The sequence below is a fragment of the Candidatus Dormiibacterota bacterium genome (assembly GCA_035635555.1).
Taxonomy (GTDB): Bacteria; Acidobacteriota; Polarisedimenticolia; order Gp22-AA2; family Gp22-AA2; genus Gp22-AA3.
Genome location: DASQAT010000028.1, coordinates 149,353 through 175,016, shown reverse-complemented (window position 1 = coordinate 175,016; position 25,664 = coordinate 149,353). Strand labels below are relative to the sequence as shown.

Below are 25,664 nucleotides of genomic sequence, written 5' to 3'. Positions count from 1 at the left end.
CCACAGAGATCCGGGGCGTACATGGGCGGCGGGCCTCCTAGAAAGTGGTGCCGATGCTGAAGATGAAGTTGCTGGGGTCCTCGCCCTTCTGCGGGTTCTGGATGAAGCCGTAGATCAGACGCAGGGGCGCCTGGAAGACCGGCAGGTAGAAGCGCAGCTCGAAGCCGTAGTCGACGCGCATGTCGTTCAGCCGGATCTTCTGCCCGTCGTCGAAGGCGTTGCCCGCGTCGTAGAACAGGGCGAATTCGACCGCGTCGGCCAGCGGAACCGTGTACTCGGCGTTGAGCAGGATGTACTGGTTGCCACCCGGAAACACGGTGCCGAAGACGCCATCCCCGTTCGTGTCCTCGCCCGGATCGAGGCGGCAGTTGCCGTTGTCGAACTCGCCCGGATCCTGCTTGCCGTTCATGTTCGGATCGTCCGCCGGGCAGAACGGGGTCCAGATCCCGTCCGGGCGGTCCTCGCCCAGATCGAGCCGGCCGTTTCCGTTTCTGTCCTCGGTGTCCAGGATTCCGTTCCCGTTCTTGTCCTCGCCCGGATCGAGGACCCCGTTGTGGTTCAGGTCCTCCGTGTCGAGAATGCCGTTGTTGTTGGCGTCCTCGGCTGGATCGAGAAGGCAATTGCCACGGTCCGGCTCGTTCTTGTCCTGGACCCCGTTGCCGTTGAGATCCTCGCAGGGCTCGAAGACCCCGTCCGGGTTGCGATCCTCCGGAGTGTCGATGAATCCGTTGTGGTTGACGTCGACGTCGCGCCGCGCCGGACTGACCGTGCGGCTCTTGAATACGCGCAGGGACCTCTCGCCTCCGAGGAAGTAGCGCTCAAAGACCGGCACGACGCGCCCTCCGAAGGGCGAGACGTACCCGTAGGCGGCGTTCAGCCCGATGTAATGCTTGCGCGAGAGACCGGGGAGGTACAGCGTGGCGTCGAATCGGGGCTTGTAGAAGAAATTGTCCCCGCCGAGGAACCCTCCCGCATACTCCATGCTCCCCTGCACGCGGTAGCCGCGCGTCGGGCGGAAGTAATTGTTGCGGGTGTCCACGGTGTACAGCGTCGTGAGGCTGCTCGTGGCGCTGTTCTGGCGGTTGACCGGGAACCCGGCCGTGGTCGTCAGGAGATCCACGTTCTCGTAGCCGTAGGCCACGTCGAACCGGCTGAATACGCCGAGCAGCCGCCCGAGGGAGAGGGTGCCGCCGCTGCCGATCTGGCGGAATCCGGTGTAGTCGGTCTGGCGCCGGAACAGGGAGAACCCCAGCGTCCAGGGGTGTCCGAGGAACCACGGCTCCGTGAAGTTGAAGGAGTAGCGGTTGGCGCGCGTGCCGGTCTGGACGTAGGTCGAGAAGATCTCCCCCCGGCCGAGGAAATTGCGCGTGGAATACGACGCCTGGAAGAACCCTCCCTCCAGTCCGGAGACGCCGCCGCCCACCTGGATCTCGTTGCGGCTCGATTCGACGCCCTGCACCAGGATGTCGACGTGGTCGGTCTCCCCCTTCGGTTTCACCGCCGGGTCGTCGCCGACCTGGAAGTATCCGAGCTGGGCGATCTTGCGCAGCCCCAGGCGCATGCGGCGCACGTTGAACAGATCCTCCTCGGTCAGAGGCATCTCCCGCCGCAGGACGCCGTCGCGCGTCGTGGTGTTGCCGCCGAACTCGATGCGATCCACGAAGTACTTCTTGTCCTCGGTGATCGCCAGGGTGAGGTCGGCGGTGCGCTCATGCTTGTCGATCCGGGGATCGATCGACACGTAGAAGTACCCCCGCTCGCCGTAGTCCTCCTCCAGCCGCTTGGTGCCGAACTTGAGGGCCGAGTCGTTGAACACCATGCCCGCGCGCAGAGGCACCCGCGCCATCACCTCGGGTCCGCTGAAGACGCTGTTCCCTTCGATGTCGATCTTGCCGACCTTGTACTGCGCCCCCTCGTCGATCGGAACGGTGAGGTGCACCCACTTCTTCGGCGGCGTCTCGCTCTTCTTCTTGGCCTTCAGCTCGGCCTTGACACGCCGGGTCCGCTGCTTCTCCGTCTCGCCCGGCGGAGCCGGGGCGGGGGGCGGCTCCTCGAAGTCCTCCTCGTCTTCATCCTCGAGTCCTTGCGCGCCCGGTGTCGTGCCCGGCGCCACCAGGGTCAGGCTCTTGGGGGTGCCCTGTGGTTTCTTGGGCTTGCCGCCCACGAGCTCCACGATCTCGGGCTGGATGGCGATGTCGAGGTAGCCGACCGATTTGTACGACGTGCGGATGTTCTCCGCGTCCTGGTCGAACTTGGCCGGATGATAGAGGGTCTTGGACGAGGCCCACGAAGTCAGCCAGAAGGCCTGCTTGGTGAGCTTCAGCATCTTGCGCAGACGCCGGTCCGTGAACATCGTGTTCCCCGTGAAGTCGATCTTCTTGATCTTGGTCTTGGCCCCCTCGCGAATGTGGAAGGTCACTTCGCGCTGCCCCTGGCCGACCGGGGTCAGGCGCGCCTTGGCCCGCGCCTGCAGGTACCCCTTCTCCGCCAGGAGCTGCTCGATGGCCGCCTCCGCTCGGCTGAGAACCGAGAAGTCCACCGGCTGCCCGCGCTTCACCTCGCACTTCGCCTGGTTCAGCCGTTCCTGGATGTTGGCCTCGGTCACGGCCTTCATGCCGACGAACGCGACGTTCCCCACCAGAGGCCGATCGCGCACGTGGAAGATCAAGTCGTAGACGTTCCCCTCGCGCTTGCGCGATTCGACGTTGATGTCGTCGAAGAGGTCCAGGTCCCAGAGGCGGCGGAACTCGTCCTGGATGGCGCGCTCGTCGTACGGGTCGCCCGACTTGAGGTGCAGGCTGTTGAAGAACGCGGTGTCCGACACCCGGATGTTGCCGTCCACGACGATCCGTCCGATGACTCCCTTCCCTCCGCCGGCCGGGGCCTCCGGTGCCGTGGCCCCCTCCGGCTCTCCCCCGGGTCCGGGTTCCGGAGATTGCGGCCCCGTCTCGGGTCCGCGGTTCTTGTCCTGCGGGGAGGGGGCCGCCTCGGCCGGGGGGGCCGGGGTGGGTGACGGGGCCGGGCCGGGCGGCGCGGCGCCCGCTGGCGTGGGCCCCGGGGAGGCCTCCTGAGCGCTGGTCGCGACCTGTCCATCCGGAGCGGCGAGCGGGACAGCGCCCCGGATGATGGTCAGAGGGACGGCGAGGGCCAGGATCGCTGCGAACACCGGCGGGCAGACACGTACGGCGCGCGGCACGCGGTCTCCTAGCGGCACCGTACGGGCGCGGTAGTGGCGGGATTCGGTATCAGCGGGCGATCTCGATCGGCTCCCGGAAGGCCAGCCGCTCCTGATCGACGAAGATCTCGATCTCCCCGTTCTCGGGGAACTTTCCGAGAATGAGACTCTCCGACAGGGCATCCTCAATATTCTTCTGGATGGCACGGCGGAGCGGGCGCGCGCCGTAGGAACGATCGCTGCACGTCTTGTCGATCAGCCAGCGGTACGCTTCGTCGGTGAGCGTCAGGCGGACCCCCCGATCCGCCAGGCTGGCGTTGAGCTGGCTGATCATCAAGCGGGCGATCGCCAGCAGGTCGTCATCCGACAGCGCGTCGAAGACGATGATCTCGTCGACGCGGTTGATGAACTCGGGATTGAGGACGGTCTTGACCTCCTTCAGCACCAGATCGCGGCGCTCGCGGTAGTCGCGCTGCCGATCGTCCGGGCTGCGGAATCCCATGGACCGGCCCTTCTGGATCAGTTGGGAGCCGATGTTGCTCGTCATCACCACGAGGCCGTTCTTGAAGTCGATCGTGTCTCCGAAGGCGTCGGTGATCTGGCCGTCCTCCAGGACTTGAAGGAGGACGTTCAGCACGTCGGGGTGGGCCTTCTCGATCTCGTCCAGCAGGATCACGCTGTAGGGCCTCCGCTTCACGCGCTCGGTGAGCTGCCCGCCCTCCTCGTAGCCGACGTAGCCGGGGGGCGAGCCGATCATCTTGGCGATGGCGTGCTTCTCCATGTACTCCGACATGTCGAAGCGCACGAGCGACTTCTCGTCGCCGAACAGGAACTCGGCGATCCCCTTGGCCACCTCCGTCTTGCCGACGCCGGTCGGACCCAGGAAGATGAACGAGCCGACCGGCCGCAGCGGGTTCTTCAGCCCCGCGCGCTGCCTCCGGGTGGCGCGCGCCAGGGCCGAGATCGCCTCATCCTGCCCGACGATGCGCCGGTGCAGGAACTCCTCCATCCTGATGAGCCGCTCCGCCTCCTCCTTCTTCACCGAGGAGATCGGGATCCCGGTCCACTTGGAGATCACCTCTTCGATGTCCTCCTGGGTCACCTCGAGGACGGCGCGGCGCTCCTCCTCCTCGCGCACCTTGAACTCGTCGTACTTCTTCCTGAGGAGGATCTCCTCGTCGTGCTGCTTCACCGCCTTTTCGAAGTCCTTGCGGAACAGGTAATTCTTCATGCTGCTGACGGCGCGCTCGATGTCACGCTCGAGGTCCCGGATCTCGCGGTAATTCATGCGCCGGCGAAGCTTGACGCGCGCCCCGGCCTCGTCGATCACGTCGATCGCCTTGTCGGGAAGGAAGCGATCGGTGATGTAGCGGTTGGACAGCGAGACGGCGGCGCGCAGCCCCTCCTCCGTGTAGCGGACCTGGTGGAACTTCTCGTAGCGCTCCTTGACGCCGCTCAGGATCAGGAGGGTCTCGTCCTCCGTGGGCGGGTGAAGGCGGATGGGCTGGAAGCGGCGCACCAGCGCCCGGTCCTTCTCGATGTAACGGTGATAATCCTTAGGCGTGGTGGCACCGATGCACTGCACCTCGCCGCGCGACAGGGCCGGCTTGATGATGCTGGCCGCGTCGAGCGAGCCCTCCGCGGAGCCCGCCCCGATGAGCGAGTGGATCTCGTCGATGAAGATGATGATGTCCTCGTTCCCGATGATCTCGGAGATGATCCCCTTCAGGCGCTCCTCGAACTGGCCGCGGTACTTGGTGCCGGCCACGATGAGGCACAGATCGAGAGCCAGGATGCGCTTGCGGGAGAGGGACACCGGCACGCTCCCTTCGGCGATCCTCTGCGCCAGCCCCTCGACGAGCGCCGTCTTGCCGACGCCGGGCTCGCCCAGGAGCACGATGCTGTTCTTGCGCCGTCGCGACAGCACCTGGATCATCCGCTGCAGCTCATTCTCGCGCCCGATGAGGGGATCGAACACCTGGCGCGCCGCCATCTCCGAGAGATCGCGCGCGAACTCGTTGAGGAACGGCGTCTCCTTGACCTTTTTCGGCAGCGCCCGCTGCTTCCACACGGCGACCGTGTCCTCGCGCAGGGCGTACAGACGCATCCCCTTCTCGGCCAGGATGCGGCCGGCCGCGGAGTCCTCGACGCGCAGGAGGCCGAGCAGGATGTGCTCGTCGCTGACGTACGGATGCAGGAGGCGCTCCGCCTCCTCCTCGGCGCACGCCAGGATCTTCTTGGTCTCTTCGCTGAACGGGATCTCGATGGGGGCCGCCTGCTTTTCCCCCGACGGTCCGCGGGCCTCCAGCTCGGCCCGCAGCAGCTCCAGGTTGACACCGGAGCGGCCGAACAGATCACGGACCAGGTCGTCGCCTTCCTTGATCAGTCCCAGGAGCAGGTGCTCGGAGCCGATCACCTTGCTCCCCATCTGGCTGGCCTCGTAGCGGGCGAGGAACAGGACCTTCTTGGCCTTCTCCGTGTACTTCTCGAACATATCCCGCCCGCCCGACTGTTCCGATCCGTCCGTAATTTTCAGCGGGGAACCTGCGTGGTTCCTGCTTGCACATTGTACCGGCTGCCCGCCGGATCCGTCAAGGAACCGTGCTCCATCCTCAGGACACGGCTGCACTTGGAGGCCAGTCGGGCGCTGTGGGTGACGAACAGGGTGGTCATGCCGCGCCGGCGGTGCAGGTCGAAGAGGAGCGCGAAGACGGCCTCGGCGTTTCTCTCGTCCAGATTGCCCGTCGGCTCGTCGGCCAGGAGCAGGGCCGGACCGCCGACGATGGCGCGCGCCACCGCCACCCTCTGCTGCTCGCCCCCCGACAGCTCCGTGGGCCGCCTGTCGGCACTGTCGAGGAGCCCGAGCTCCTGCAGCAGCGCCAGGGCGCGCTGCCGGGCCCGGCGCCGCTCCTCCCCGCGGATCAGGAGGGGCATCATGGCGTTCTCGACGGCGCTGAACTCCGGCAGGAGGTGATGGAACTGGAACACGAACCCCAGGTCACGGTTGCGATAGACGGCCCGCTCGTGCGCGCCGGCCGCGGCGACGTCGCGGCCCCGGAACAGGATCGAGCCCCGGTCCGGGCGATCGATGCCGCCGATCAGGTGCAGAAGGGTGGTCTTGCCGGTGCCCGACTCTCCCAGGACGGCGACCATCTCCCCGCGCCGCACCTCCAGGTCAAGGCCCCGCAGCACCTCCACCCGCCGTCCCTCCGGACCGAACGACTTCCAGAGATCGGCGCAACGCAGGATCGGCTCGCCCGCCGGGCTACTCATAGCGCAGGGCCTCCGACGGGTCGAGGCGCGCCGCTCTCCAGGAAGGGTAGAGCGTCGCCAGGAACGACACTCCCACCGTGGCCACCGCCACCGTCACGACATCGAGGGGGCGGATATGGAACGGCACGTACGGGATGAAGTAGACGTCCACCGGAAGGGCGATCAGACGGTAGCGGTCCAGGATCCAGGCGAGGAGTATTCCGAGGACGATACCCGCGCCGGTGCCGAGGGCCGCGATGATCAGGCCCTGCATGAGGAAGATGCGCCGGATGCCCTGGGACGTCGCCCCCATCGCCAGGAGGACGCCGATGTCGCGCATCTTCTCCATGACCATGAGGATGAGGATCGAGATGATGTTGAGCGCCGCCACCAGGACGATGAGGCCGATGGCGATCGACATGCCGAGCTTCTCGAACCGCAGGGCCGAGAAGAATGTCCTGTTCATCCGGATCAGGTCGTTCACGTAATAGCCGGACCCGAGTGTCTTCTGCACGGCCTGCGACGCCTCCTGCAGTCTCTGGGGAGCCTTCACCCGCGCCTCGATTGCACTGGCCTGTGCCGGCTGGAGCCCCACGAAACGCCGGGCCGCCGCGAGCGAGATGTAGATCCGGCTGCTGTCGTAATCGTAGAAGCCGGCGTCGGCCACGCCCGCGACCTCGAACTCCCGGCTCCGGGGGACGCTGAAGAATGGCGTGACGTTCGCCTGCGCGATGATCACGCGCACCACGTCGCCCGGACCCACACCCAGGTTGAGGGCCAGGTCCTTTCCCAGGATGGCGCGTTCGCGTCCGCCGGCTCCCGGCAGGGACAGGACGCCGAGATCTCCGCGCACCTGCGACGCGAGCTCCGTGATGCCGCGCTCCGTCTGCGGGTCGATCCCCTTGATGAGCACCGCGGCGCCCGCCGCGTTCAGCTCGCTCGTCGCCATTCCCTTCTCGTAGACCACCGCCCCCGCCGCCGCGACCGGCTCGCACTCCTTGAGGCGTTGCAGCACCGCCGGGGCGTCGTCCAGCGGCCGGCCGCTCGACGAGGAGAAGATCGTGAGATGCGCGTTCGCCCCGAAGATCTTGTCCTGGATCTGGTCCTGGAAGCCGGTCATCAGCGCCAGGACCACCACGAGCGCCGCCACGCCGACGATGACCCCCAGGACCGAGATGAGGGAGATGACATAGATGATGGCCTGCTTGCGCTGCGCCAGCAGGTAACGTCCGGCGATGAACACAGGGTAGGACATGGAAAGGGCAGCCCCACGTGAGAGCGCCCGGGAAGGCGCTCGAAGGCGGCCGATGTTACTGCGCCGACTGATACAAATCAAGGAAGCAGAGGCGCCGATTCATCCACGCCGACCGGGGGCCTGTCGAGGCATAATGGGGGGCACGGAGGACCCCCTTGGCGCAGGCACGCCCGTGGCTTCTCGTCCCGATCGCCATGCTGCTCGCGGGCACGGTCGTGCCCCACGGCTTCCCCGCGCCCGCCCAGTCCACCTCCGGCCTGAGCGAGCGGACCACCGTCGAGCTCGTCCTCATCGAGGTGTACGTCACCGACGGCCGTGGCCGGCCGATCAGGGACCTCACCACGGACGATTTCGCCCTCATGGTGGACGGTCACGCCAAACCGATCCATTCGCTGGAATTCCACGAGGTCTCCCCGGACGCGCAGGCGCCCGTCACGGCAACCCCTCCCGCCGGCGGGGGCACGAGCGCGCCGAGCACGCCGGGGAGCCTCCCCCGGAGGTTCGTGCTGTTCTTCGACGACAGCACCTCGGCGGCGCATGGAATGACGGCGGCCCGCAAGGCGACGGAGCGATTCCTGGACGGCGCGCTCCTCCCGAGCGACCAGGTCGCCCTGGCCGACTACGACAGGAAGCTACGGCTCCTGCACGATTTCACCACGGACCGTGCGGCGCTGACGCGGGCGATCGAGGACACGCTCGGCGACCTGAAACGATACAACGATTACAACTCGGGGCAGGGGGAGTACGAGAGGGAGATTGCGAGCCTGCAGTCGATGGGCGGCACCGAGGTCGGGGGGAGACATTTGGATCTCCTGTTCACCAACTACGGCGAAGAGTTCACCCCACGCTCCCGGGACCTCCTGCGGGCCCTCACAACCCTGGTCGATTCCCTCGCTCCCTATCCAGGCTACAAGGCAATCGTCTTCATGGGGGACGGCGTGCCGGAGAACCCCGCCATGGACTTCCTGCAGCGCTTCGGTCCTTCGTCCGCCACGTCTGCTTTCCTCGAACGGGCCCGCAAGTACGACCTCTCGCACGAAATCCAGATTCTGGCCCACGACGCCGCGGCCGCGGGGGTGACCCTGCACAGCGTGCAGACGAGCGGGCAGACCGCCACCTCGGGCACCGAGATGCGCGCCTCCGTGCGCCGTTCCAATGCGCTCGAGACGCTCGCCCTCAACACCGGCGGCACGCGGTCGACCTCGAACGATCTCTTCAAGGGACTGGCCGAGGCGGAGAGCGCGGGTCGCGCCTACTACCTGATCGGCTATACCCCGGAAGGCCCGCCCGACGGGCAGTATCACACCGTGCAGCTGCGCCTGAAGCACGTCAGCGGATCGCTACGATGGCGGCGCGGCTTCACGCGCCTGCTCCCCGAGCAGGCGCGCCAGCGCGCGGTCGAGGCGGCCTACCTCCTCCCCGAGCTGTACTCCGACCTCGGAGTCGAGATCAGCGCCGTCCCGGGGCCGGCCGGCGGGACGGCGCGCGTCTACGACCTGGTGGTTCATCTTCCGCCCAATCGGGTCGTGTTCGTGCCGCAACCGAAAGGCGCAACCGCCCGGCTGGAGTCGGGGTTCGTCGTGATGGACGAGTCGCTGCACGAGACGGTCCGTGCGGCGCGCGAGGCTCGAATCACGCTCACGGACGCGTCCGCCCAGGGCCGCCTGGGCGTCGATTTCTACAGCAGGATCCGCGTGCCGCTCGGCGCCCAGACGATCACCGCCGTCGTCTCGGACCAGGCGGCCGGCACGTTCGGCGCGGCCCGCCTGAAGCTTCCCGGGATCGCGGGGGACCACGTCCCCGGGACGTTCGGGCTGTCGATTTACTCGATGACGGAAAAGAGCCTGTGGGTCGAGGTCCCCCCGGGCCGCGCGGCCGCGCCGTCCCAGGACGAGGCGGCCGACTACACGATCGGACCGACACTGAAGACGACGTTCGCGGTCGGCGAGGCCCTGGCCTGCGGCTTCCGCCTCGAAGGGGCGCTCCCCCCGGCCGGCCTCCGCCTGGTGATCCGCGACGGCGCGCGCGACCTGCGCAGCATCGACGTCCCCACGCCGGCGCAGGCGGGCACCGCAGGACCGGCGCCGGGCCCCGGATCGATCACGATCAACCTTCCACTGGACGGGCTCGCGGAAGGAGACTACCAGGTGGTGGTGCGCCGGAAGGATGCCGCCGGGGCCGAGACGGACGCGGGAACGGCGCCACTTCATCTGAGGTCGCCGCGCGGGACCGCGGCGACGGAAACGGCGGCCGGGGGCTGAGTCTCGTTCGCCCCGGGACAGGCTCCTAGTCTTCGGCCTTCTCCTGCCGCTTGCGGGCCACCCACTGCCCGGACGTGGGCTGGCCGCCCGACAGGATGAAGCTCTGCCAGGTGCCCCGGATCGTCCGCCCATCGGGTGCCAGGGAGCCTTCGAGATCGGAGGAGCGTCCCAGCTTGGAGTCGATGCGGTGCAGGAGCACCTTGCCGTCCACGAAGGTGCCCTGCAGGCTCCCCTTCCATCCCCCCTCCAGCGTGTACTCCCCCACCAGCAGCGTCCCCGACTGCCGCAGCGAGAACACCCCCTTGTCACCGCTCGGGAGATAACTGACGTCCCAGGCGCCGGTCAGAGACTCGTTGTCGGAGGGAAGGGTCTTGCGCAGCTTGCCGATCCGCTCGCCCAGGAGATCGATGCGCGCGTGCGCGTCCTTGATGTCGGCGCGGATCCGCCGGGTCTCCTGCGTGAGGACCTCCACCTGTTGCTCGACTTTCTGGATCTCCTCCTCGCGGTCACGCATCAGGGCCGCGTCGGCGTCCGAACGACCCTGCACCATGGCGTCGAGTTCGTCGTACAGGCGCGCCAGCCGGCCGCGCGCCTCCTCGCGCATCCGCGCCTGCTCGCTGTAGCGCTGCAGGGCGTCGTCCAGCCGTCGCTGCTCGATCTCGAGCTGTACCTTGAGACTGTAGATCGCCGCCAGCTGCTCCTCCGGGCGCTTCAGGTCCTGCGCCCGCGACACCTCGTACGGCCGGGGCAGGACCCCGGCCAGGAGCGCGAGGATGACGATCGCGCGCCCGCTCACGTCCGGCCCCCCCTCCCCGGTTCCCGCTCCAGGATCGCCTCGGCGATGCGCACGGCGTTGCGCGATCGCCCGCCGGCCAGATCGTCCGCCACGGCCCAGAGCCAGAACGAGGAGGCGTGCAGCCCCGGCTGCACGCCGGCCACGAGAATCTTGCCGTCGCCCGCCCGCTCGACCGGCGTGACCGTGTCGCCGCGACGCCCGATGCTGATTTCGTCGATCCCTCTATAGGAGCCGAGAAGGTCGTCGGAGCCCTTCCCTTCGCGCAGCACAAGGTGCGCCATGACCGCGTGACCGTGAAACACCGGCGCGTCGACGATCTGGATGCCGAGATCGTAGCCGCCTCCGGTGACGCGCAGAACCTGCCGCTCCAGATCGGCGTGCGTCGCCACCGCACCCTTTCCCTCTTCCGCCAGCCAGCCGGGGACGAGATTGAACGCGAGCTGGCGCCCGAAGACTTCCTTCGGCATATCCTGGAAGTTCATCAGGCTGACCGACTGGCGGTACAGCTCGTCGATCCCCTCCTGGCCCCGCTCGGAGGCCGGCTGCAGGACCACGACCACGGCCTCCTTCAACCCGCACTGTCTGCGGACGGGGGCGAGGAGCGTCGACAGCATCTGCGCCACCGCGTGCGGCGAGCCCACGACACCGGGCCCGGCAGGGATCGCCTCGGGATTGACGGACGCGTTGACCAGAGGGACCTCTCCGGCGCCGATCGACGCGCCGGTCAGGTCGATCGCCGAAAAGCCGGCCCGCCCGGCCCAATCGAGGTACTTCTCCCCTTCCTGCCGCGTGCCGCACAGGAACGCGACGTCCAGGTTCCCCAGGGTGTCGAGATCGGGGGGGGACAGGAGTACCGGCTCTCCCGCGAACTCTGTGAGATTGAAGTCGGGATCGGTGCTCGAGGTGAACATCCGCACGGAGGCGGTCGGGAACGATCGCGCGACCAGCTGGTCCTTCACTCCCTTGGCGGCGAGCGTCGTCGCGTCGAACACCGCTACGTGGGCGCGGCGGCGAAACCGGGCGACTTCAGGCGCGGCCATCGCGTCCTCCTGCGGGGGCGGGCCTCGGCTCCTTCTGCCCGGCCGGACGCAGACGTGGCAGGAGCCCCGAGAGAAGGTAGGCGAAGCTCAGGAGCAGCCCCACCTCGCGAGGATACCCCGCGACCAGGACGATGACCAGGGCCATCACGATGACGATCACCCAGCGGACCCGCCGACGCAGGTCGATCTCCTTGAAGGAGCGGTAGCGCACCTTGCTGACCATCAGGATGGACAGGGTGATCACCAGGACCATCACGAGCACACCGGTGATCGGGTCGGCGACGCGCGACGGGTCGTAAAACACGCTGGCCGCGATGGCGCAGGCGGCCGCCGGGGTCGGCAGTCCCACGAAGTAGCGCTTGTCCAGAGTGGGGGCCTGGATGTTGAAGCGGGCGAGCCGGGCCGCGCTGGTCGCCAGGAAGAGGAACGGGCTCAGGGACCAGGGCGGCGGCAGCGCCGAGAGGGCCCACATGTAAGCCAGCAGCGCCGGCGCGATGCCGAACGAGATTACGTCCGCCAGGGAATCGAACTGCACGCCGAAATCGCTTGTCGTCCCGGTGAGCCGCGCCACCCATCCGTCGAGCCGATCCAGGAGAGCGGCGATGAACAGGGCGATCGCGGCCCATTCGAACTCCCCCTGGATGCTGCGCACGACGGCGATGTAGCCGCAGAGCAGGTTGCCGGTGGTGAACAGGCTCGGGATGAGGTACGCGCCGCGCCGGAACCGGGTCCGCTCCCTGACTCTCATGCGCCCATCCCCGCGACCCGGCCCGCCTGCTCCTTCGGCAGGGCGCGCGCCATGATCGTCAGGCCGCCCCTGACCCGATCCCCCACGCGGACGAGCGGCTCCACCCCCGGCGGCAGGTGCAGGTCCGTGCGCGATCCGAAGCGGATCAGACCGATGCGCTCCCCCCGGCTCACGACGTTTCCAACCGATTTAGTGCAGACGATGCGTCGTGCCAGCACGCCGGCCACCTGCGTCACGCCGTAATCACCGGTGTCCGAGCGGAGCAGCAGGTGATTGCGCTCGTTCTCGTGGCTCGCCCGGCCCTGCCAGGCCGGATGAAACCGGCCCGGAGTGTGGCGCGCCCCGACGACCTGGCCACCGATCGGCGAGCGGTTGATGTGGCAGTTGAAGACCGAAAGGAAGACCGAGACCCGCGTGCCGTCGCGGGCGCGCAGGACCTCCGTGACCCTGCCGTCGGCCGGGGACAGGACGAGCCCCGCCCCCTCGGGAATGATCCTGTCGGGATCGCGAAAGAAGAAGAGAACGAACAGGGCGAGAAGACCGACGGGGACGGCGCCCCAGGGACCGAAGACGAGCCCGAGGACCAGCCCCGCGACCAGCAACCCTGCGAGAAACGGCACCGCCTGAATCGCCACCGGCACGTCAGCCCCCGGTTGAAAAGGGGGCGCCGGGCGGGCGCCCCCTCGCGTGTCGAGACGCTTACGCCGTGATTCCCCGGCCCGCCGGCTACCGGACCCCGGCGCCGCTCGTGCGCTCCATGTGCTGCCGGAGGATGGCCTCCATCCGGTCTTTGAGATGGAGCTTCTGCTTCTTGATGTTGACGCTCTCGACCCGCTCGGCGTCGTCGAGGACGGCCTTCCCCTGAAGTTCCTGAAGCCTGGACTCACAGATGGCGTGCTCCGCCAGCAGCTTTCGATACTCGTCGTGGTTCTCCGAAAGCGTCCGCTTCAGGTCCTCCTGGATGTGCACCATCGGCCTCAACCTCCTGATTTTAAGGGGTGTTCGAGCGAACTGGATCGATATTCACGCGCGTCCATATTTGTGCGTCAGTCTATCATCCCCGGTGGGAGGGCGCAAGCCGTTCGGACCTGTTCCGCCGTCCCCGAATCTCAGCCCTGCGGCGGTGCCTCGATCCGCCGCCACATCACGATGGCGTCTTCGTGCGTGTCCGTGTAGTACTGCTTGCGCCGGCCCACCGGCACGAACCCGGCCTGCTGGTACAAATGGAGCGCCACCTCGTTGCTGGGCCGAACCTCGAGCGTCACCTCCCGGCAGCCCTGCGAGGCGGCGTACTCCAGGAGAAACTTCAGGAAGCGTGTGCCGACGCCGCGCGTCCGGTACTCCGGATGGACCGCGATGTTGTTGATCTTCATCTCCTGGTCGACGATCCAGGCGCACGCGAAGGCGATGACCTCGACCGTATCGCGGGTCTTCGCCACGAACAGGCTGGCGTACGGGTTTTCCAGCAGCTCGTAGCGGAACGCCGACTCGCTCCAGGGCGTCGGAAACGAGACGTTCTCGATCACCAGGACGCCCGGTATGTCCTCGACCGACATGCCGGAGATGCTGAAGGAGTGGAGGCGCTCCCGTCCTTTCCGGGACTTGGCGATCACCGTCGGGGCGCCTCCGCGTCGGACGGACGAACGTAGTTCGGACGCGGCTGCCCCGGCACGTAGCGTACGCCGGGGACCAGGGTGCGGCAACCCCAAAGCGCGAGCGGACCGGCCAGGATCGGCCAGGGCTCGGTCATCAGGATGTCCCGCCCCTCGTCCCGAATTGCGCGTTCGACCGTCGAGGCCCCGTCCCCCACGACGAGCGTCCCCGACCGCAGAATCCTCGCCAGATCGGCCGGTCGGTAGGAGCGATCGTCGGTCTCGCGGACCGGCTCGCGATCGGCGACGCCGAACAGCGCGGCGTACACCTCGCCCCGGCCGGCCTCGATGGCCGCGCACACGGCCACCGCCCTCCCCGCCCCCTGCAGGAGCCCGGCACGCGCCAGGGCCTCGAGAGTGGACATGCCGCCGAGACCGATGTCGAGCGCATAGGCGAGCCCCTTCGCTGTGGCGAGCCCGACCCGAACGCCCGTGAACGACCCGGGGCCGAGCGTCACGACGATACCCCGAAGATCGCCGGGCCCGAGACCGGTCCCCGCGAGGAGCCGGTCGATTCTCTGTACCAGGTCCCTGGCGTGCGCGCCGCGCTCGTGGAGATCCGCGGCGGCCAGGACCTCCCCCTGACGCGCAAGCGCCACGCTCCCGCGCGAGGTCGCCGTGTCGATTCCCAGCACCGTCATGCGCATCGGGCGGCCGTCGGAATCCCCGGTCAGGCGGCCCCCAGACCGCCCCGGCGCAGGAATTCGGTCACCTGGGCCTCCTGGTGATCCCACTCGAGAAGGAAAGCGGCGCCCACCTCGAAGCGTCTGGTCTCCCCTTCGATCTCCTCGATGCGCACGATGCGGGCGCGCAGCGTGACGCGCGCCTGGTCGCGCCCGTCCTGACAGACGATGGTCACCTCGTCGCCGATGGCGTAAGGCTTCTCACTCTCGAACAGGAGACCGCTCCGGCTGATGTTGAGAGGGGCGTGGTCCGGCGCGCCGGAGCCGCCCGCGGACTCACCCGCGGGCTGGACCTTGATCGTCACCTGCTGGCGCGACACGTCGAAGCGGATGTAGTTCCGCCGCTCCCGGTAATAGACGCCGACGGTGTTCCCGCCGCGGGCCTTGGCCTGGTGCATCGCCTCCTCGGCGCGGCGCACCAGACGATCGGCGATGGCCGCGTCCTCGGGGTACTTGGCCATGCCGATGGTCACCGTCATGGCGATCGGCCGGCCGTCGACGTCCCGGCGCAGGAAGTGCCTCTCCATCTCCTTGCGGATCCGCTCGGCCACCAGGAACGCCCCCATGCGCTCGGTCTCCGGGAGGATCACTCCGAACTCTTCCCCGGCGAGCCGCGCCGCCATGTCGATGTCCCGGATCTTGTTCTTGATCAGGATCGCCACCTCCCGCAGCAGGATGTTCCCCACCAGATCGCCGTGGCGCTCGTTGATCTCCCTGAAATCGTCGATGTCCAGGTACAGCATCGTCAGGTCGAGGCGGTATCGCTTGGCGCGGCGAATCTCCTTCTGCAGCGCCGCCAGGAACTGGCGGGCGTTCCACAGCCCGGTGCTCGCGTCGATCGTGGAGGACGGATCCTGCCGGTCGGCGAGCGACAGGTCGATGATGCGCGGACTGGTGAGCTGGCGGTTGACGTTGACGAAGTAGTCGAGCACCGCCACCCTCAACCCCACGGTGCGCCCCAGCGACTGGCCGAGGGCCCGCCGGTGCTTCAGGATCTCCTCCCAGTGCCGGCGGGCTTCCGACTCCTCGAAGCCGAGGTTGGTCAGGATGAGCAGCAGCGCGGCGTACACCTGAAGCCCGCTCTGGGTGCGAATCTGGTCCAGACGCTTCAGGATGCGCTCTTCGTTGTGCGCGTCCTCCCGCAGCACCTCCGTGAGCTCTTCGTGGTAGCGGGCCGCCTCCTCGAGGGTGATCACGGCATCCCCGCCTGGTCCCTCGCCCGGAGCGTGGCGAGGACCGCGGCAACCCGAAGCCGCGCATCCGGTGAGAAACCGATCGCCGCCCGGTAGGGGGTCTGGCCCGGGGTCGGCCCATCCTGGGCGCGCAGGACCCGCGACGGGAGGAGGAACCCGGCCGGACGCGTGGAAGGACCGCGCAGGGCGAGGACGACCTCACCCCCCGGGGTCACGCGGTGCGGCGTGCTGAGCAGCGCCCCGCCCAGCGACAGGTCCTCGACGACGATCTCCGACTCGCCTCCCGCGCTCCGCAGCCTGGCCGGCACCGACGTCCCCACGAGGATGCGGGAATGGGCGCGCCGCTCGAGGCGGTGCAGGGCCGCGCCGGAGCCCGAGCCCCGGGCCTCGTGAAGAGCCCGACGCGCGCAGCGCATCAGGACGTGCGCGTCGGCCGCCCTGCCCGAGGCGGCCGCCACCCCTGCGCTGAAGGAAGACCCGGTCGAGGCGAGCAGGGCCCGGCGGAGCCGGTCGGCGGCGCGCAGACCCTCCCGGCCGCCCGTGCACGGCAGGAGGACGACGAAGTCGCCGTTCTTCGCCGCCGCCACCGAATCGACGTCGCGCGCGCTGTCGCGGAGCGCGACCAGCCCGGCCTCCATCCCCCGGGTCGCGGGGGCCGCGGCGCCGTCGGGCGAGAGGACGACGACCGCGAGGGAGCGGTCGGAGCGCTCGGCGCGCCGGGTCTCCCGGCGCAGGACATCCTCGAGACGGTCCGCGGGCTGCGGACGGGGATCGGGCGCGGCCGCGTCACCGGCCGGGGAGCGCCTGTCCCTGAACACCGGGTCGCGGAGCGTGCGCTCCTTCTCGTACAGCAGATCGAAGGCCGCCACCGTGAACCCCGGGTCACGCCCGAGAAGCGCTTCCATCTCGCCGCGATGGCTCTCGATGCCGGCCAAGGTGTCGCGCGCTTCGGGCTCGGTGAAGTCCATCGGCAGGACGAAGGACAGGGCGGCACGCAGCGGCTCGACGGAGTGCGTGAGGCCGACCAGGGAGATCGCCTCGATGAGCCGGTCGCCGCGCAGGACCCTCCCGTCGAGGACCTTCCTGATGTCGTCCTGGACGGCGTCCTGCGGGTCCCGCGAGGCCACAGCTCCCCCTCTGCGTGCGGCCGATGTTAATGACTCCCCCGGGGGCTGTCAACAAACGCTCCGCGCGAAGGACGGCCCGCACGGGGCCGCTCCTGCGCGTCCACCCTCCCGGCGCAGGCGTGGCCTCGCGAAACCCTGCGCAAGGTGCAGCGAACACGTGGGCTGGACGTAACGGCGCACGGCACCCCGGCGCGCACCGGGGGAGCCGCCCCGCGGCGGATAAACTTTTTGACAATTCAGTGACCTCGCTCTATATTACAGATAGGTCATTTGAAATAGAGGAAGACATGGCCTACCAAAGAGATACATCACATCCCCCCACCAGAGACGCGACGCCCGAACGGGAGGTGAGACCGGTGCCCACGGGTTCAGAGATTGTGCAACTGATCGGGAGGCTGCAAGACCTGCGGGGCTTCAGGGACCAGCATTGGGAGGGGAGCTTCGAAGACTACCTCCAGATCGTCCGCCACAACCCGAAGGTCACACGCACGGCGTTCCAGCGCATGTACGACAATGTCCTGGCCAAAGGGACGCGGGAATACTACGAGTACAAGAAAAAAATCCTCCATTACAACTTCTTCGACGACAAGGATCACGCCGGAATCGACGCGATCTTCGGCCTCGACATCGCGCTGATGAAGCTGGTGAACGTCTTCAAATCGGCGGCGCAGCGTTACGGCACCGAGAAGCGCGTTCTCCTCCTGCACGGGCCCGTCGGATCCTCCAAGTCGACCATCGTGCGCCTCCTGAAGAAGGGTCTCGAGGCGTACTCGCGGACGCCGGAGGGGGCGCTCTACACCTTCGTGTGGGTGCTGCAGGGCGAGATTGGACGCAAGAAGACCGACCAGATCGAAGTGATCCCCTGCCCGATGCACGAGGAGCCTCTGCACCTCATCCCCGAGGAGCTTCGTCCCGAAGTCCTGCGCATGCTGAACGAGGGGAAGCCCGAGGGAGAGAGAGTGATCCTGGAGGGGGACCTCTGTCCCGCCTGCCGGCAGACGTACCGCGAGCTCAACCTGCGCTACGGCGGCGACTGGACCAAGATCGTGTCGCACATCCGCGTGCGCCGCATGATCCTGTCGGAGAAGGACCGCGTTGGAATCGGCACGTTCCAGCCGAAGGACGAGAAGAACCAGGACTCGACCGAGCTCACCGGCGACATCAACTACCGCAAGATCGCCGAGTTCGGCTCCGACTCCGACCCGCGCGCTTTCAACTTCGACGGCGAGTTCAACGTGGCGAACCGCGGCCTCATCGAGTTCATCGAGGTGCTGAAGCTCGAGGTCGCCTTCCTCTACGACCTCCTGGGCGCGTCGCAGGAGCACAAGATCAAGCCCAAGAAGTTCGCCCAGACCGACATCGACGAGGTGATCATCGGGCACACCAACGAGCCCGAATACCGCAAGCTGCAGCACAACGAGTTCATGGAGGCGCTGCGCGATCGGACGGTGAAGATCGACATCCCTTACATCACCAAGCTGTCCGAGGAGATCAAGATCTACGAGAAGGACTACAACCCGGCCCGCATCAAGGGGAAGCACATCGCGCCGCACACGCTGGAGACGGCGGCGATGTGGGCGGTCCTGACCCGCCTCGAAGAGCCGAAGAAGGCCGACCTGACGCTTCTCCAGAAGCTGCGCCTCTACAACGGCAAGACGCTGCCGGGGTTCACCGAGGACAACATCAAGGAGCTGCGCAAGGAGGCCACGCGCGAGGGCATGGACGGCATCTCGCCGCGCTACATCCAGGACAAGATCAGCAACGCCCTGGTCTCCGACAAAGGGGAGGGCTGCATCAATCCGTTCATGGTGCTGAACGAGCTTGAATCGGGGCTGCGGCATCACTCCCTGATCACGTCGGAGGAGCTGCGCAAGCGCTACCGCGACCTCCTGGGCGTGGTCAAGCAGGAGTACGAAGACATCGCCAAGAACGAGGTGCAGAGGGCCATCTCGGCGGACGAGGAGGCGATCTCCCGTCTGTGCAGCAACTACATCGACAACGTCAAGGCCTACACGCAGCGCGAGCGCGTGCGCAACAAGTACACCGGTCAGGACGAGGAGCCCGACGAGCGACTCATGCGGTCGATCGAGGAGAAGATCGACATCCCCGAGAACCGCAAGGAGGACTTCCGGCGCGAGATCATGAACTACATCGGGGCCCTGGCCGTGGAGGGCAAGACTTTCAACTACAAGACCAACGAGCGTCTGCACAAGGCCCTGGAGCTCAAACTGTTCGAGGACCAGAAGGACTCGATCAAGCTGACCTCGCTGGTCTCCTCGGTCGTGGACAAGGACACGCAGGAGAAGATTGACGTGGTGAAGAGTCGCCTGAAGAAGGACTACGGGTACTGCGACATCTGCGCCACCGACATCCTGCACTACGTGGCCAGCATCTTCGCCCGGGGCGACGCGCGCGACTGAGGGCCGGGTGGTCTCCACGATGCCCCTGCCGGGCCGCGGGCCGAGGGATGGCGCGCGCCCCGCAGGGGCGTTGTCGTCGAAAGGGTGTTCGCGATGATCCTCAGGATCGAGCAGGATCACAACCGCTTCAAGCAGATCATCCGCGGGCGGATCAAGAAGGAGCTGAAGAAGTACATCAGCAGCGGCGAGCTCATCGGCCGCCGCGGCAAGGACTACATCTCGATCCCCCTGCCGCAGATCCGCATCCCCCAGTTCATCTACGGCCCCAAGCAGACCGGCGGCGTCGGCCAGGGAGAAGGGGCCCTGGGCACGGTCCTCGGCGCCGGCGAAGTGGAGGGGGGCAAGCAGGAGGCCGGCAACCAGCCGGGCGAGCACCTGCTCGAGGTCGATATCTCGCTGGACGAGCTGGCGGAGATGCTGGGGGAGGAGCTGGAGCTCCCCGCGATCCGTCCGAAGGGGCGCAAGAACATCCTGTCGAACCGGGACCGCTACACCGGCATCTCGCGCTACGGGCCCGAGACGCTGCGACACTTCAAGCGCACCTACAAGGAGACCCTGAAGCGCAGCATCTCGACCGGCACGTACCGTCCCGACCACCCGATCCTGATCCCTATCCGCGCCGACAAACGCTTCCGCTCCTGGAAGAGTGCTGCGATGCCGCAGGCCAACGCCGTCATCCTCTACATGATGGACGTCTCGGGTTCGATGGGCGAGGAGCAGAAGGAGATCGTGCGGATCGAGTCGTTCTGGATCGATACCTGGTTGAGGCACCACTACAAGGGGGTCGAGATCCGCTACATCATCCACGACGCGGAGGCGCGCGAGGTCGACCGCGAGACCTTCTACCACACTCGTGAGTCCGGCGGCACGGTGATCTCGGCCGCCTACAAGCTGTGCAGCAAGATCGTCGACCTGGACTACCCCGCCGAGGAGTGGAACATCTACTGCCTGCATTTCTCGGACGGGGACAACTGGTCCCAGGGCGACACCGAGGAGTGCGTCAACATCCTCAAAGCGCAGCTCCTGCCGCGCGTCAATCTGTTCTGCTACGGGCAGGTCGAGAGCCCGTACGGCACGGGTCAGTTCCTGGTGGACCTCAAGGAGGCGTACGGCGACGACGAGCGCGTGGCGGTGTCGAAGATCGAGAACAAGGACGGCATCTACCAGTCGATCAAGGATTTCCTTGGACGGGGCCGCTGAGCATGGCCAACCTGCCGAAGAACCTGGCCGACCTTCAGGAAGAGATTGAGGGGCACGCGCGATCCTACGGCCTCGACTTCTTCCCGGTCATTTTCGAGAACCTCGATTACCGCGGCCTGAACCAGGTGGCTTCGTACGGCGGCTTCCCCACGCGCTATCCCCACTGGCGCTTCGGCATGGAATACGAGTACCTCTCCAAGTCCTACTCCTACGGTCTGTCGAAGATTTACGAGATGGTCATCAACAACGACCCGTGCTACGCCTACCTGCTGGAGTGCAACGCCGTCGTCGATCAGAAGCTGGTCATCGCTCACGTCTACGCGCACTGCGACTTCTTCAAGAACAACCTGGCCTTCTCGAAGACCAACCGCAAGATGATGGACGTGATGGCCAATCACGGCACCCGCATCCGGCGCTACATGGACGCGCACGGCGTCGAGCCGGTCGAGAACTTCATCGACAGCTGTCTGTCGCTCGAGAACCTGATCGATCCCCACTCCCCCTTCATCGTGCGGGAGCGCCCCAAGGACCTGCCGGGGACCGAAGAGACCCGGCCGGTGGTCCGGCGGATGAAAAGCAAGTCGTACATGAACGACTTCGTCAATCCGCCCGAATTCGTCGAGGCGCGCCAGAAGAAGCTCGAGGAGGAGGCGAAGCGCAAGAAGCGCTTCCCCGAGTCGCCGCAGCGCGACGTGCTGAAGTTCCTCGTCGACAACTCCCCCCTGGACAACTGGCGGCGCGACGTCCTGTCCATGGTGCGCGAGGAGGCCTACTACTACGCTCCCCAGGCCCAGACCAAGATCATGAACGAGGGGTGGGCCACCTACTGGCACTCCAAGCTGATGACCGAGCGACTGCTCACCGACGCCGAGGTGATCGACTACGCCGACCACCACTCCGGCACGCTCGGCGGCCGGAGCGGCCGCCTGAACCCCTACAAGCTGGGGGTCGAGCTGTACCGCAACATCGAGGAGCGCTGGAACAAGGGGCGTTTCGGCAAGGAGTTCGACGACTGCGAGGACCTGGTGGAGCGGGCGCGCTGGGACAGGAAGACCGGTCTCGGCCGCGAGAAGATCTTCGAGGTGCGCAGGCACTGCACCGACGTGACCTTCATCGATAATTATCTCACCGAGGACTTCTGCCGCGAGCACAAGCTGTTCATCTACGACTTCAATCCGAAGACCGGCATGTACCAGATCAGCGACCGCGACTTCAAGAAGGTGAAGCAGAGACTGCTCTTCCAGCTCACCAACTTCGGACAGCCGTTCATCTACGTCGTCGACGGCAATTTCCGCAACAAGGGAGAGCTCCTTCTGCAGCACAAGTACGAGGGTGTCGAGCTGAAGCACGACTACGCCCGCGAGACGCTCCGCAACATCCAGCGCATCTGGGGCCGCCCGGTGAACCTCGACACCGTGGTGGACGAGAAGACCCGCCGCATCAGTTTCGACGGCGAGGAATTCGAGGAAAAGGAAGTCTCCGACAAGGTGGCCTGATGGAACAGACGAGCACGAACAGCAGCGGAACCGCCGCCCGCTCCACCACCTCCCCCCGGCCCGCCGAAGCGCGCGAGGCGCGCCAGTCGATCTGGGGCCTCGCGGGCGGCAAGGGAGGGGTCGGGCGGTCGCTCCTGGCGGCCAACCTCGGGATCCAGCTCGCGCGCGCCGGCCGGCGCGTCGTGCTGATCGACCTCGACCTGCAGGGGAGCAATCTGCACGCCTACCTCGGCTATCAACGCCTGCCGCGCACTCTCGCCGACATCGCCTCGGGGAAGGCGGCCCTCCTCTCCGAGATCGCCTGCGAGACGCCGACCACGAACCTGCGCATCATCGGCGGTCTCCAGCGCGGCGATCTGCGCGACGATCCCGTCGCGTTCGTGCGCCAGGTGGCCGAGCAGTTCGCGACGCTCTCCGCGGACCACATCATCGTGGACTGCGGGTCCGGCCGCTGGCCCGCGACGGTCGCCACATTCGCCGAGGCCACCGTCGGGATCCTGGTGACGACACCGGAGCCGGCCGCCCTCGAATCTCTGTACCTGTTCACCGAGACCTACCTGCGCTGGATCCTGCTGCGCGCCGTCACCGGCGAGTCGATGGGGACCATCCAGGAGCGTCTGCAGCAGGCGGGGATCGACCCGCAGCGTCTCTCCTTCCGGGACTTCATGACGCGTCTGCGGACCATCGATCCGGGGGCCCGCGACGCCATCGGGGCGCTGGTGCGGCGCACGCGACTCGAGCTGCTTTTGAACCAGGTGCGGGGAGAGTCGGAGGAGGAAGCGGCCGCCTGCCTCGCCAGCGGCTTCCGCAAGCTGTTCGGCGTGCCGCTGGCCACCGCGGGGATCATCGATCACGACCTGTCGATCCTGCAGGCGGTCCAGAAGAGGCGCCCGCTGTCGCAGCAATATCCCAACGCCGCGTCCACCAAGGAGATCTCCCGGGCCGCGGCGCGTCTCCTGTCGGTCGGCGTCGGGCCGCTGCGCGCCGCCGACGAAGAATGGGAGGACCTGGAATCGCTCGACCATTACCGGGTCCTGGAAGTGGTGCCCAAGGCCTCCGCGAAGGAGGTGCAATCGGCCTATCAGCTCCTCAAGAAGACCTACGATCCCGAAACCACCTGCCTGTCCACCCTCATGGACGCCCCGGGCCTGCGCGAGCTCCAGGGGCGCATCGAGGCGGCGTACCGCACGCTCATTTTCCTGGAGAGCCGCTCCGACTACGATCGACAGCTGCTCGGAAGCGGCGCGCTCAAGGAGGACCAGGTGCGCGGCCTGCACGCCGGCGCCGCCGCGAAGGACGTTTCCGCGCCGTCCGGCGAGCCACCGAAAGACGGGAGCGCCGCTCCGGACGAGCAGGCCGGGGCGGGGCTGGAGCTGGCCGGCGGCCAGTCGGTGCCGTCCCCGATCCTCCCCGATCCCCCGGCGGAAGACCCGCCGGACGGCGGGGCGCTCCTTCCCGCGACCGCTCCCCTCCCCGACGGCCCGGCCGCCGAATCCGGCGCGATCCTCGGGACGGCCGCGGAATCCTCGAATTCACAGCCGACCGAGCCCGCCTCTCCCCCTGCCGATCGACCGGCGCCCGAGAGCGGGGCCGATCTCCGCGAAGAACGGCAGCGTCTCCGCCTGGCGCTCGAGACCATCGCCGAGAAGACGAAGATCCGGCGCGCCTACCTGCAGGCGATCGAGGAGGAGCGTTTCGGTGAGCTGCCCGCCGCCGTCTTCGTGCGCGGGTTCCTGCGTGAGTACGCCCGCTGTCTGGGACTCTCGGGCGAGGACGTGGCGCGAAACTATATGAAGCGATACCGGGACTGGCAGGAATCGAAGGGCCAGCCGCCCGGGCCCGCCTCGCCCTTCTCTCACAACTGATCCGGCTCGGCACGCGCGCCCGCGGGTCGTCGAGACCGGTGTCCCGGGTCCGCGCCCCCCCCGGCGAATCGCCCCGGTGCCGGGGCGCATCTGATAGAATCCCCGCTTTCCCGGGAGACGCATGGACGCGACCATCACGCGGGAAGAGGACCTGCAGGGATACTTTGAGAGCGGCTCGAAGCCCCGTGAGCGCTGGGGTGTGGGCCTGGAGTACGAGCGCGCGGGCGTGTTCCGCGACAGCGGGCGCGCGGTGCCGTATGAAGGCCCGGCCTCGGTCGAGACCATCCTGAACACGCTGGCCAAGAGCGCCGGCTGGACTCCGATGCTGGAGGGGGGGCGGATCCTCGGTCTCTCCAAGGGGGGAACGCGGATCACCCTCGAGCCCGGGGCCCAGATGGAGCTGTCGGGCGCGGTGCATCGCGGCCTGGCGACCCTGCGTGACGAGCTCGCCGCCTACATCTCCGCCGTGGAAGAGGTCTCCCGTCCGCACGGCATCGCGTGGCTCGGCATCGGACTGCAGCCGTTCACTCCGCTGGACGAGATCGGCTTCATCCCCAAGAAACGCTACGCCATCATGCGCGACTACCTTCCGAAGCGCGGCTCGCGCGCCCACGTCATGATGAAGCAGACCTGCGGCATCCAGATCAACCTGGACTATGGCAGCGAGACCGACGCCGCGGACAAGCTCCGCACGGCCATGGGCCTGTCGCCCCTCCTGACCGCGCTGTTCGCCAATTCTCCGATCCTGGACGGCCGGCTGAACGGCTACATGACCTACCGTGCGTGGGCCTGGCTCGACACCGATCCGGATCGCTGCGGTCTCCTGCCGTTCGTCTTCAAGGACGGGGCCGGATTCCACGACTACCTCGAGTACGCCCTCGACGTGCCGATGTTCTTCGTGGTGCGCGGCGAGGACTACCGCCCGGCGAACGGCCTGACGTTCCGCAAGTTCATCAGAAAGGGGTTCGACGGCGAGAAGCCGACGCTTCTCGACTGGGAGATCCATCTGTCCACGTTGTTTCCGGAAGTCCGGCTGAAGAAGTACATCGAGGTGCGCGGCACGGACTCCGGGGAGCCCGCGTCCTGCCTGGCCCTGGCGGCGTTTCTCAAGGGGATCCTCTACGACGGTGCGTCGCGCCGCGCGGCCTGGGGGCTGGTGCGCGACATGTCCTTCAAGGAACGCGAGCGGCTTCTCGAGGACGTCTGCCGCGCCGGTCCGGCGGCGCGCCTGCCGGCCCCCGCACAGGGACGCGGCGAGGGGACCGCCGGGACCGTGCCGGCCCGCGACCTGCTCATCGAGCTGGTCCGCCTGGCACGCCAGGGTCTCAACAACCAGGGGTGCCCGGAGGAATCGGAGCACCTCGCCATCCTCGACCGTCGCCTCGGGGGGGAGGGTGGCTGCCCCGCCGCTCGACTCGCCGCGGATTGGGAAGGCCCCATGGGCAGAAACCCGCTGAAGCTGGTCGAGGCGCTGTCGCAGACCCAGGTCGAGGTTTCCTGA

19 protein-coding genes are annotated in these 25,664 nt (G+C 67.5%); 6 read left to right on the top strand and 13 right to left on the bottom strand.

The window, feature by feature from the left end; all coding sequences use genetic code 11:
• Positions 1 to 37: 37 nt before the first annotated feature.
• The 4 genes from VEW47_07595 to VEW47_07580 are packed head-to-tail and all read right to left on the bottom strand — an operon-like array spanning position 38 to position 7,682.
• Positions 38 to 3,196: a POTRA domain-containing protein gene (locus VEW47_07595; GenBank protein ID HYS05042.1), complete on the bottom strand. Its 3,159-nt coding sequence runs from the start codon at positions 3,194 to 3,196 to the stop codon at positions 38 to 40.
• 49 nt (positions 3,197 to 3,245) lie between these two features.
• Positions 3,246 to 5,669 (bottom strand): ATP-dependent Clp protease ATP-binding subunit, encoded by a 2,424-nt coding sequence (locus VEW47_07590; GenBank protein HYS05041.1) that lies wholly within the window; start codon positions 5,667 to 5,669, stop codon positions 3,246 to 3,248.
• A gap of 38 nt (positions 5,670 to 5,707) precedes the next feature.
• Complete coding sequence (locus tag VEW47_07585; GenBank protein ID HYS05040.1) at positions 5,708 to 6,448, bottom strand: ABC transporter ATP-binding protein; 741 nt, start codon at positions 6,446 to 6,448, stop codon at positions 5,708 to 5,710.
• Positions 6,441 to 7,682, bottom strand: a complete 1,242-nt coding sequence (locus VEW47_07580) for an FtsX-like permease family protein (protein ID HYS05039.1) — start codon at positions 7,680 to 7,682, stop codon at positions 6,441 to 6,443. The genes VEW47_07585 and VEW47_07580 overlap by 8 nt, the downstream gene beginning before the upstream one ends.
• A gap of 155 nt (positions 7,683 to 7,837) precedes the next feature.
• Between VEW47_07580 and VEW47_07575 the strand changes: the two genes are divergently transcribed.
• Positions 7,838 to 9,943, top strand: a complete 2,106-nt coding sequence (locus VEW47_07575; protein HYS05038.1) for a VWA domain-containing protein — start codon at positions 7,838 to 7,840, stop codon at positions 9,941 to 9,943.
• 25 nt (positions 9,944 to 9,968) lie between these two features.
• Here the strand turns inward: VEW47_07575 and VEW47_07570 are convergent, their stop codons facing one another.
• From VEW47_07570 to VEW47_07530, 9 genes are all read right to left on the bottom strand, one after another.
• Positions 9,969 to 10,739: a hypothetical protein gene (locus VEW47_07570; protein ID HYS05037.1), complete on the bottom strand. Its 771-nt coding sequence runs from the start codon at positions 10,737 to 10,739 to the stop codon at positions 9,969 to 9,971.
• Positions 10,736 to 11,779, bottom strand: coding sequence for an Asd/ArgC dimerization domain-containing protein (locus VEW47_07565; GenBank protein HYS05036.1), 1,044 nt, complete (start codon positions 11,777 to 11,779; stop codon positions 10,736 to 10,738). The genes VEW47_07570 and VEW47_07565 overlap by 4 nt, the downstream gene beginning before the upstream one ends.
• Positions 11,766 to 12,527 carry a CDP-diacylglycerol--serine O-phosphatidyltransferase gene (gene pssA / locus VEW47_07560; GenBank protein ID HYS05035.1) on the bottom strand — a complete coding sequence of 254 codons (762 nt, stop codon included), beginning with the start codon at positions 12,525 to 12,527 and terminating at the stop codon, positions 11,766 to 11,768. The genes VEW47_07565 and pssA overlap by 14 nt, the downstream gene beginning before the upstream one ends.
• A complete protein-coding gene (locus tag VEW47_07555; GenBank protein HYS05034.1) occupies positions 12,524 to 13,168 on the bottom strand; it encodes a phosphatidylserine decarboxylase in 645 nt (214 codons plus the stop codon). The genes pssA and VEW47_07555 overlap by 4 nt, the downstream gene beginning before the upstream one ends.
• Before the next feature lie 85 nt (positions 13,169 to 13,253).
• Complete coding sequence (locus VEW47_07550) at positions 13,254 to 13,499, bottom strand: hypothetical protein (GenBank protein HYS05033.1); 246 nt, start codon at positions 13,497 to 13,499, stop codon at positions 13,254 to 13,256.
• A gap of 137 nt (positions 13,500 to 13,636) precedes the next feature.
• A complete protein-coding gene (gene rimI, locus VEW47_07545) occupies positions 13,637 to 14,140 on the bottom strand; it encodes a ribosomal protein S18-alanine N-acetyltransferase (GenBank protein HYS05032.1) in 504 nt (167 codons plus the stop codon).
• Positions 14,137 to 14,820: a tRNA (adenosine(37)-N6)-threonylcarbamoyltransferase complex dimerization subunit type 1 TsaB gene (tsaB, locus tag VEW47_07540; protein ID HYS05031.1), complete on the bottom strand. Its 684-nt coding sequence runs from the start codon at positions 14,818 to 14,820 to the stop codon at positions 14,137 to 14,139. Before tsaB ends, rimI begins: the two co-directional genes overlap by 4 nt.
• Before the next feature lie 29 nt (positions 14,821 to 14,849).
• Entirely contained in the window at positions 14,850 to 16,058 is a 1,209-nt protein-coding gene (locus VEW47_07535; GenBank protein HYS05030.1) for a diguanylate cyclase, read from the bottom strand.
• Positions 16,055 to 17,182 carry a PilZ domain-containing protein gene (locus tag VEW47_07530; protein ID HYS05029.1) on the bottom strand — a complete coding sequence of 376 codons (1,128 nt, stop codon included), beginning with the start codon at positions 17,180 to 17,182 and terminating at the stop codon, positions 16,055 to 16,057. The genes VEW47_07535 and VEW47_07530 overlap by 4 nt, the downstream gene beginning before the upstream one ends.
• 287 nt (positions 17,183 to 17,469) lie before the next feature.
• Between VEW47_07530 and VEW47_07525 the strand changes: the two genes are divergently transcribed.
• From VEW47_07525 to VEW47_07505, 5 genes are all read left to right on the top strand, one after another.
• Positions 17,470 to 19,602, top strand: coding sequence for a serine protein kinase (locus tag VEW47_07525; protein HYS05028.1), 2,133 nt, complete (start codon positions 17,470 to 17,472; stop codon positions 19,600 to 19,602).
• Between the two features lie 93 nt (positions 19,603 to 19,695).
• Positions 19,696 to 20,802 (top strand): DUF444 family protein, encoded by a 1,107-nt coding sequence (locus VEW47_07520; GenBank protein ID HYS05027.1) that lies wholly within the window; start codon positions 19,696 to 19,698, stop codon positions 20,800 to 20,802.
• Positions 20,803 to 20,804: 2 nt separating this feature from the next.
• Positions 20,805 to 22,298, top strand: coding sequence for a SpoVR family protein (locus VEW47_07515; GenBank protein ID HYS05026.1), 1,494 nt, complete (start codon positions 20,805 to 20,807; stop codon positions 22,296 to 22,298).
• Complete coding sequence (locus tag VEW47_07510) at positions 22,298 to 24,163, top strand: helix-turn-helix domain-containing protein (protein ID HYS05025.1); 1,866 nt, start codon at positions 22,298 to 22,300, stop codon at positions 24,161 to 24,163. Before VEW47_07515 ends, VEW47_07510 begins: the two co-directional genes overlap by 1 nt.
• A gap of 121 nt (positions 24,164 to 24,284) precedes the next feature.
• Positions 24,285 to 25,664: a glutamate-cysteine ligase family protein gene (locus VEW47_07505; protein ID HYS05024.1), complete on the top strand. Its 1,380-nt coding sequence runs from the start codon at positions 24,285 to 24,287 to the stop codon at positions 25,662 to 25,664.

What these genes read in the sequence shown, in the direction of transcription:
- VEW47_07590 (HYS05041.1), bottom strand. Translation starts at nt 5,669, where the DNA reads ATGTTCGAGAAGTACACGGAGAAGGCCAAGAAGGTCCTGTTCCTCGCC.
- VEW47_07585 (HYS05040.1), bottom strand. Translation starts at nt 6,448, where the DNA reads ATGAGTAGCCCGGCGGGCGAGCCGATCCTGCGTTGCGCCGATCTCTGG.
- VEW47_07580 (HYS05039.1), bottom strand. Translation starts at nt 7,682, where the DNA reads ATGTCCTACCCTGTGTTCATCGCCGGACGTTACCTGCTGGCGCAGCGC.
- VEW47_07565 (HYS05036.1), bottom strand. Translation starts at nt 11,779, where the DNA reads ATGGCCGCGCCTGAAGTCGCCCGGTTTCGCCGCCGCGCCCACGTAGCG.
- pssA (HYS05035.1), bottom strand. Translation starts at nt 12,527, where the DNA reads ATGAGAGTCAGGGAGCGGACCCGGTTCCGGCGCGGCGCGTACCTCATC.
- VEW47_07550 (HYS05033.1), bottom strand. Translation starts at nt 13,499, where the DNA reads ATGGTGCACATCCAGGAGGACCTGAAGCGGACGCTTTCGGAGAACCAC.
- tsaB (HYS05031.1), bottom strand. Translation starts at nt 14,820, where the DNA reads ATGACGGTGCTGGGAATCGACACGGCGACCTCGCGCGGGAGCGTGGCG.
- VEW47_07525 (HYS05028.1), top strand. Translation starts at nt 17,470, where the DNA reads ATGGCCTACCAAAGAGATACATCACATCCCCCCACCAGAGACGCGACG.
- VEW47_07520 (HYS05027.1), top strand. Translation starts at nt 19,696, where the DNA reads ATGATCCTCAGGATCGAGCAGGATCACAACCGCTTCAAGCAGATCATC.
- VEW47_07515 (HYS05026.1), top strand. Translation starts at nt 20,805, where the DNA reads ATGGCCAACCTGCCGAAGAACCTGGCCGACCTTCAGGAAGAGATTGAG.
- VEW47_07510 (HYS05025.1), top strand. Translation starts at nt 22,298, where the DNA reads ATGGAACAGACGAGCACGAACAGCAGCGGAACCGCCGCCCGCTCCACC.
- VEW47_07505 (HYS05024.1), top strand. Translation starts at nt 24,285, where the DNA reads ATGGACGCGACCATCACGCGGGAAGAGGACCTGCAGGGATACTTTGAG.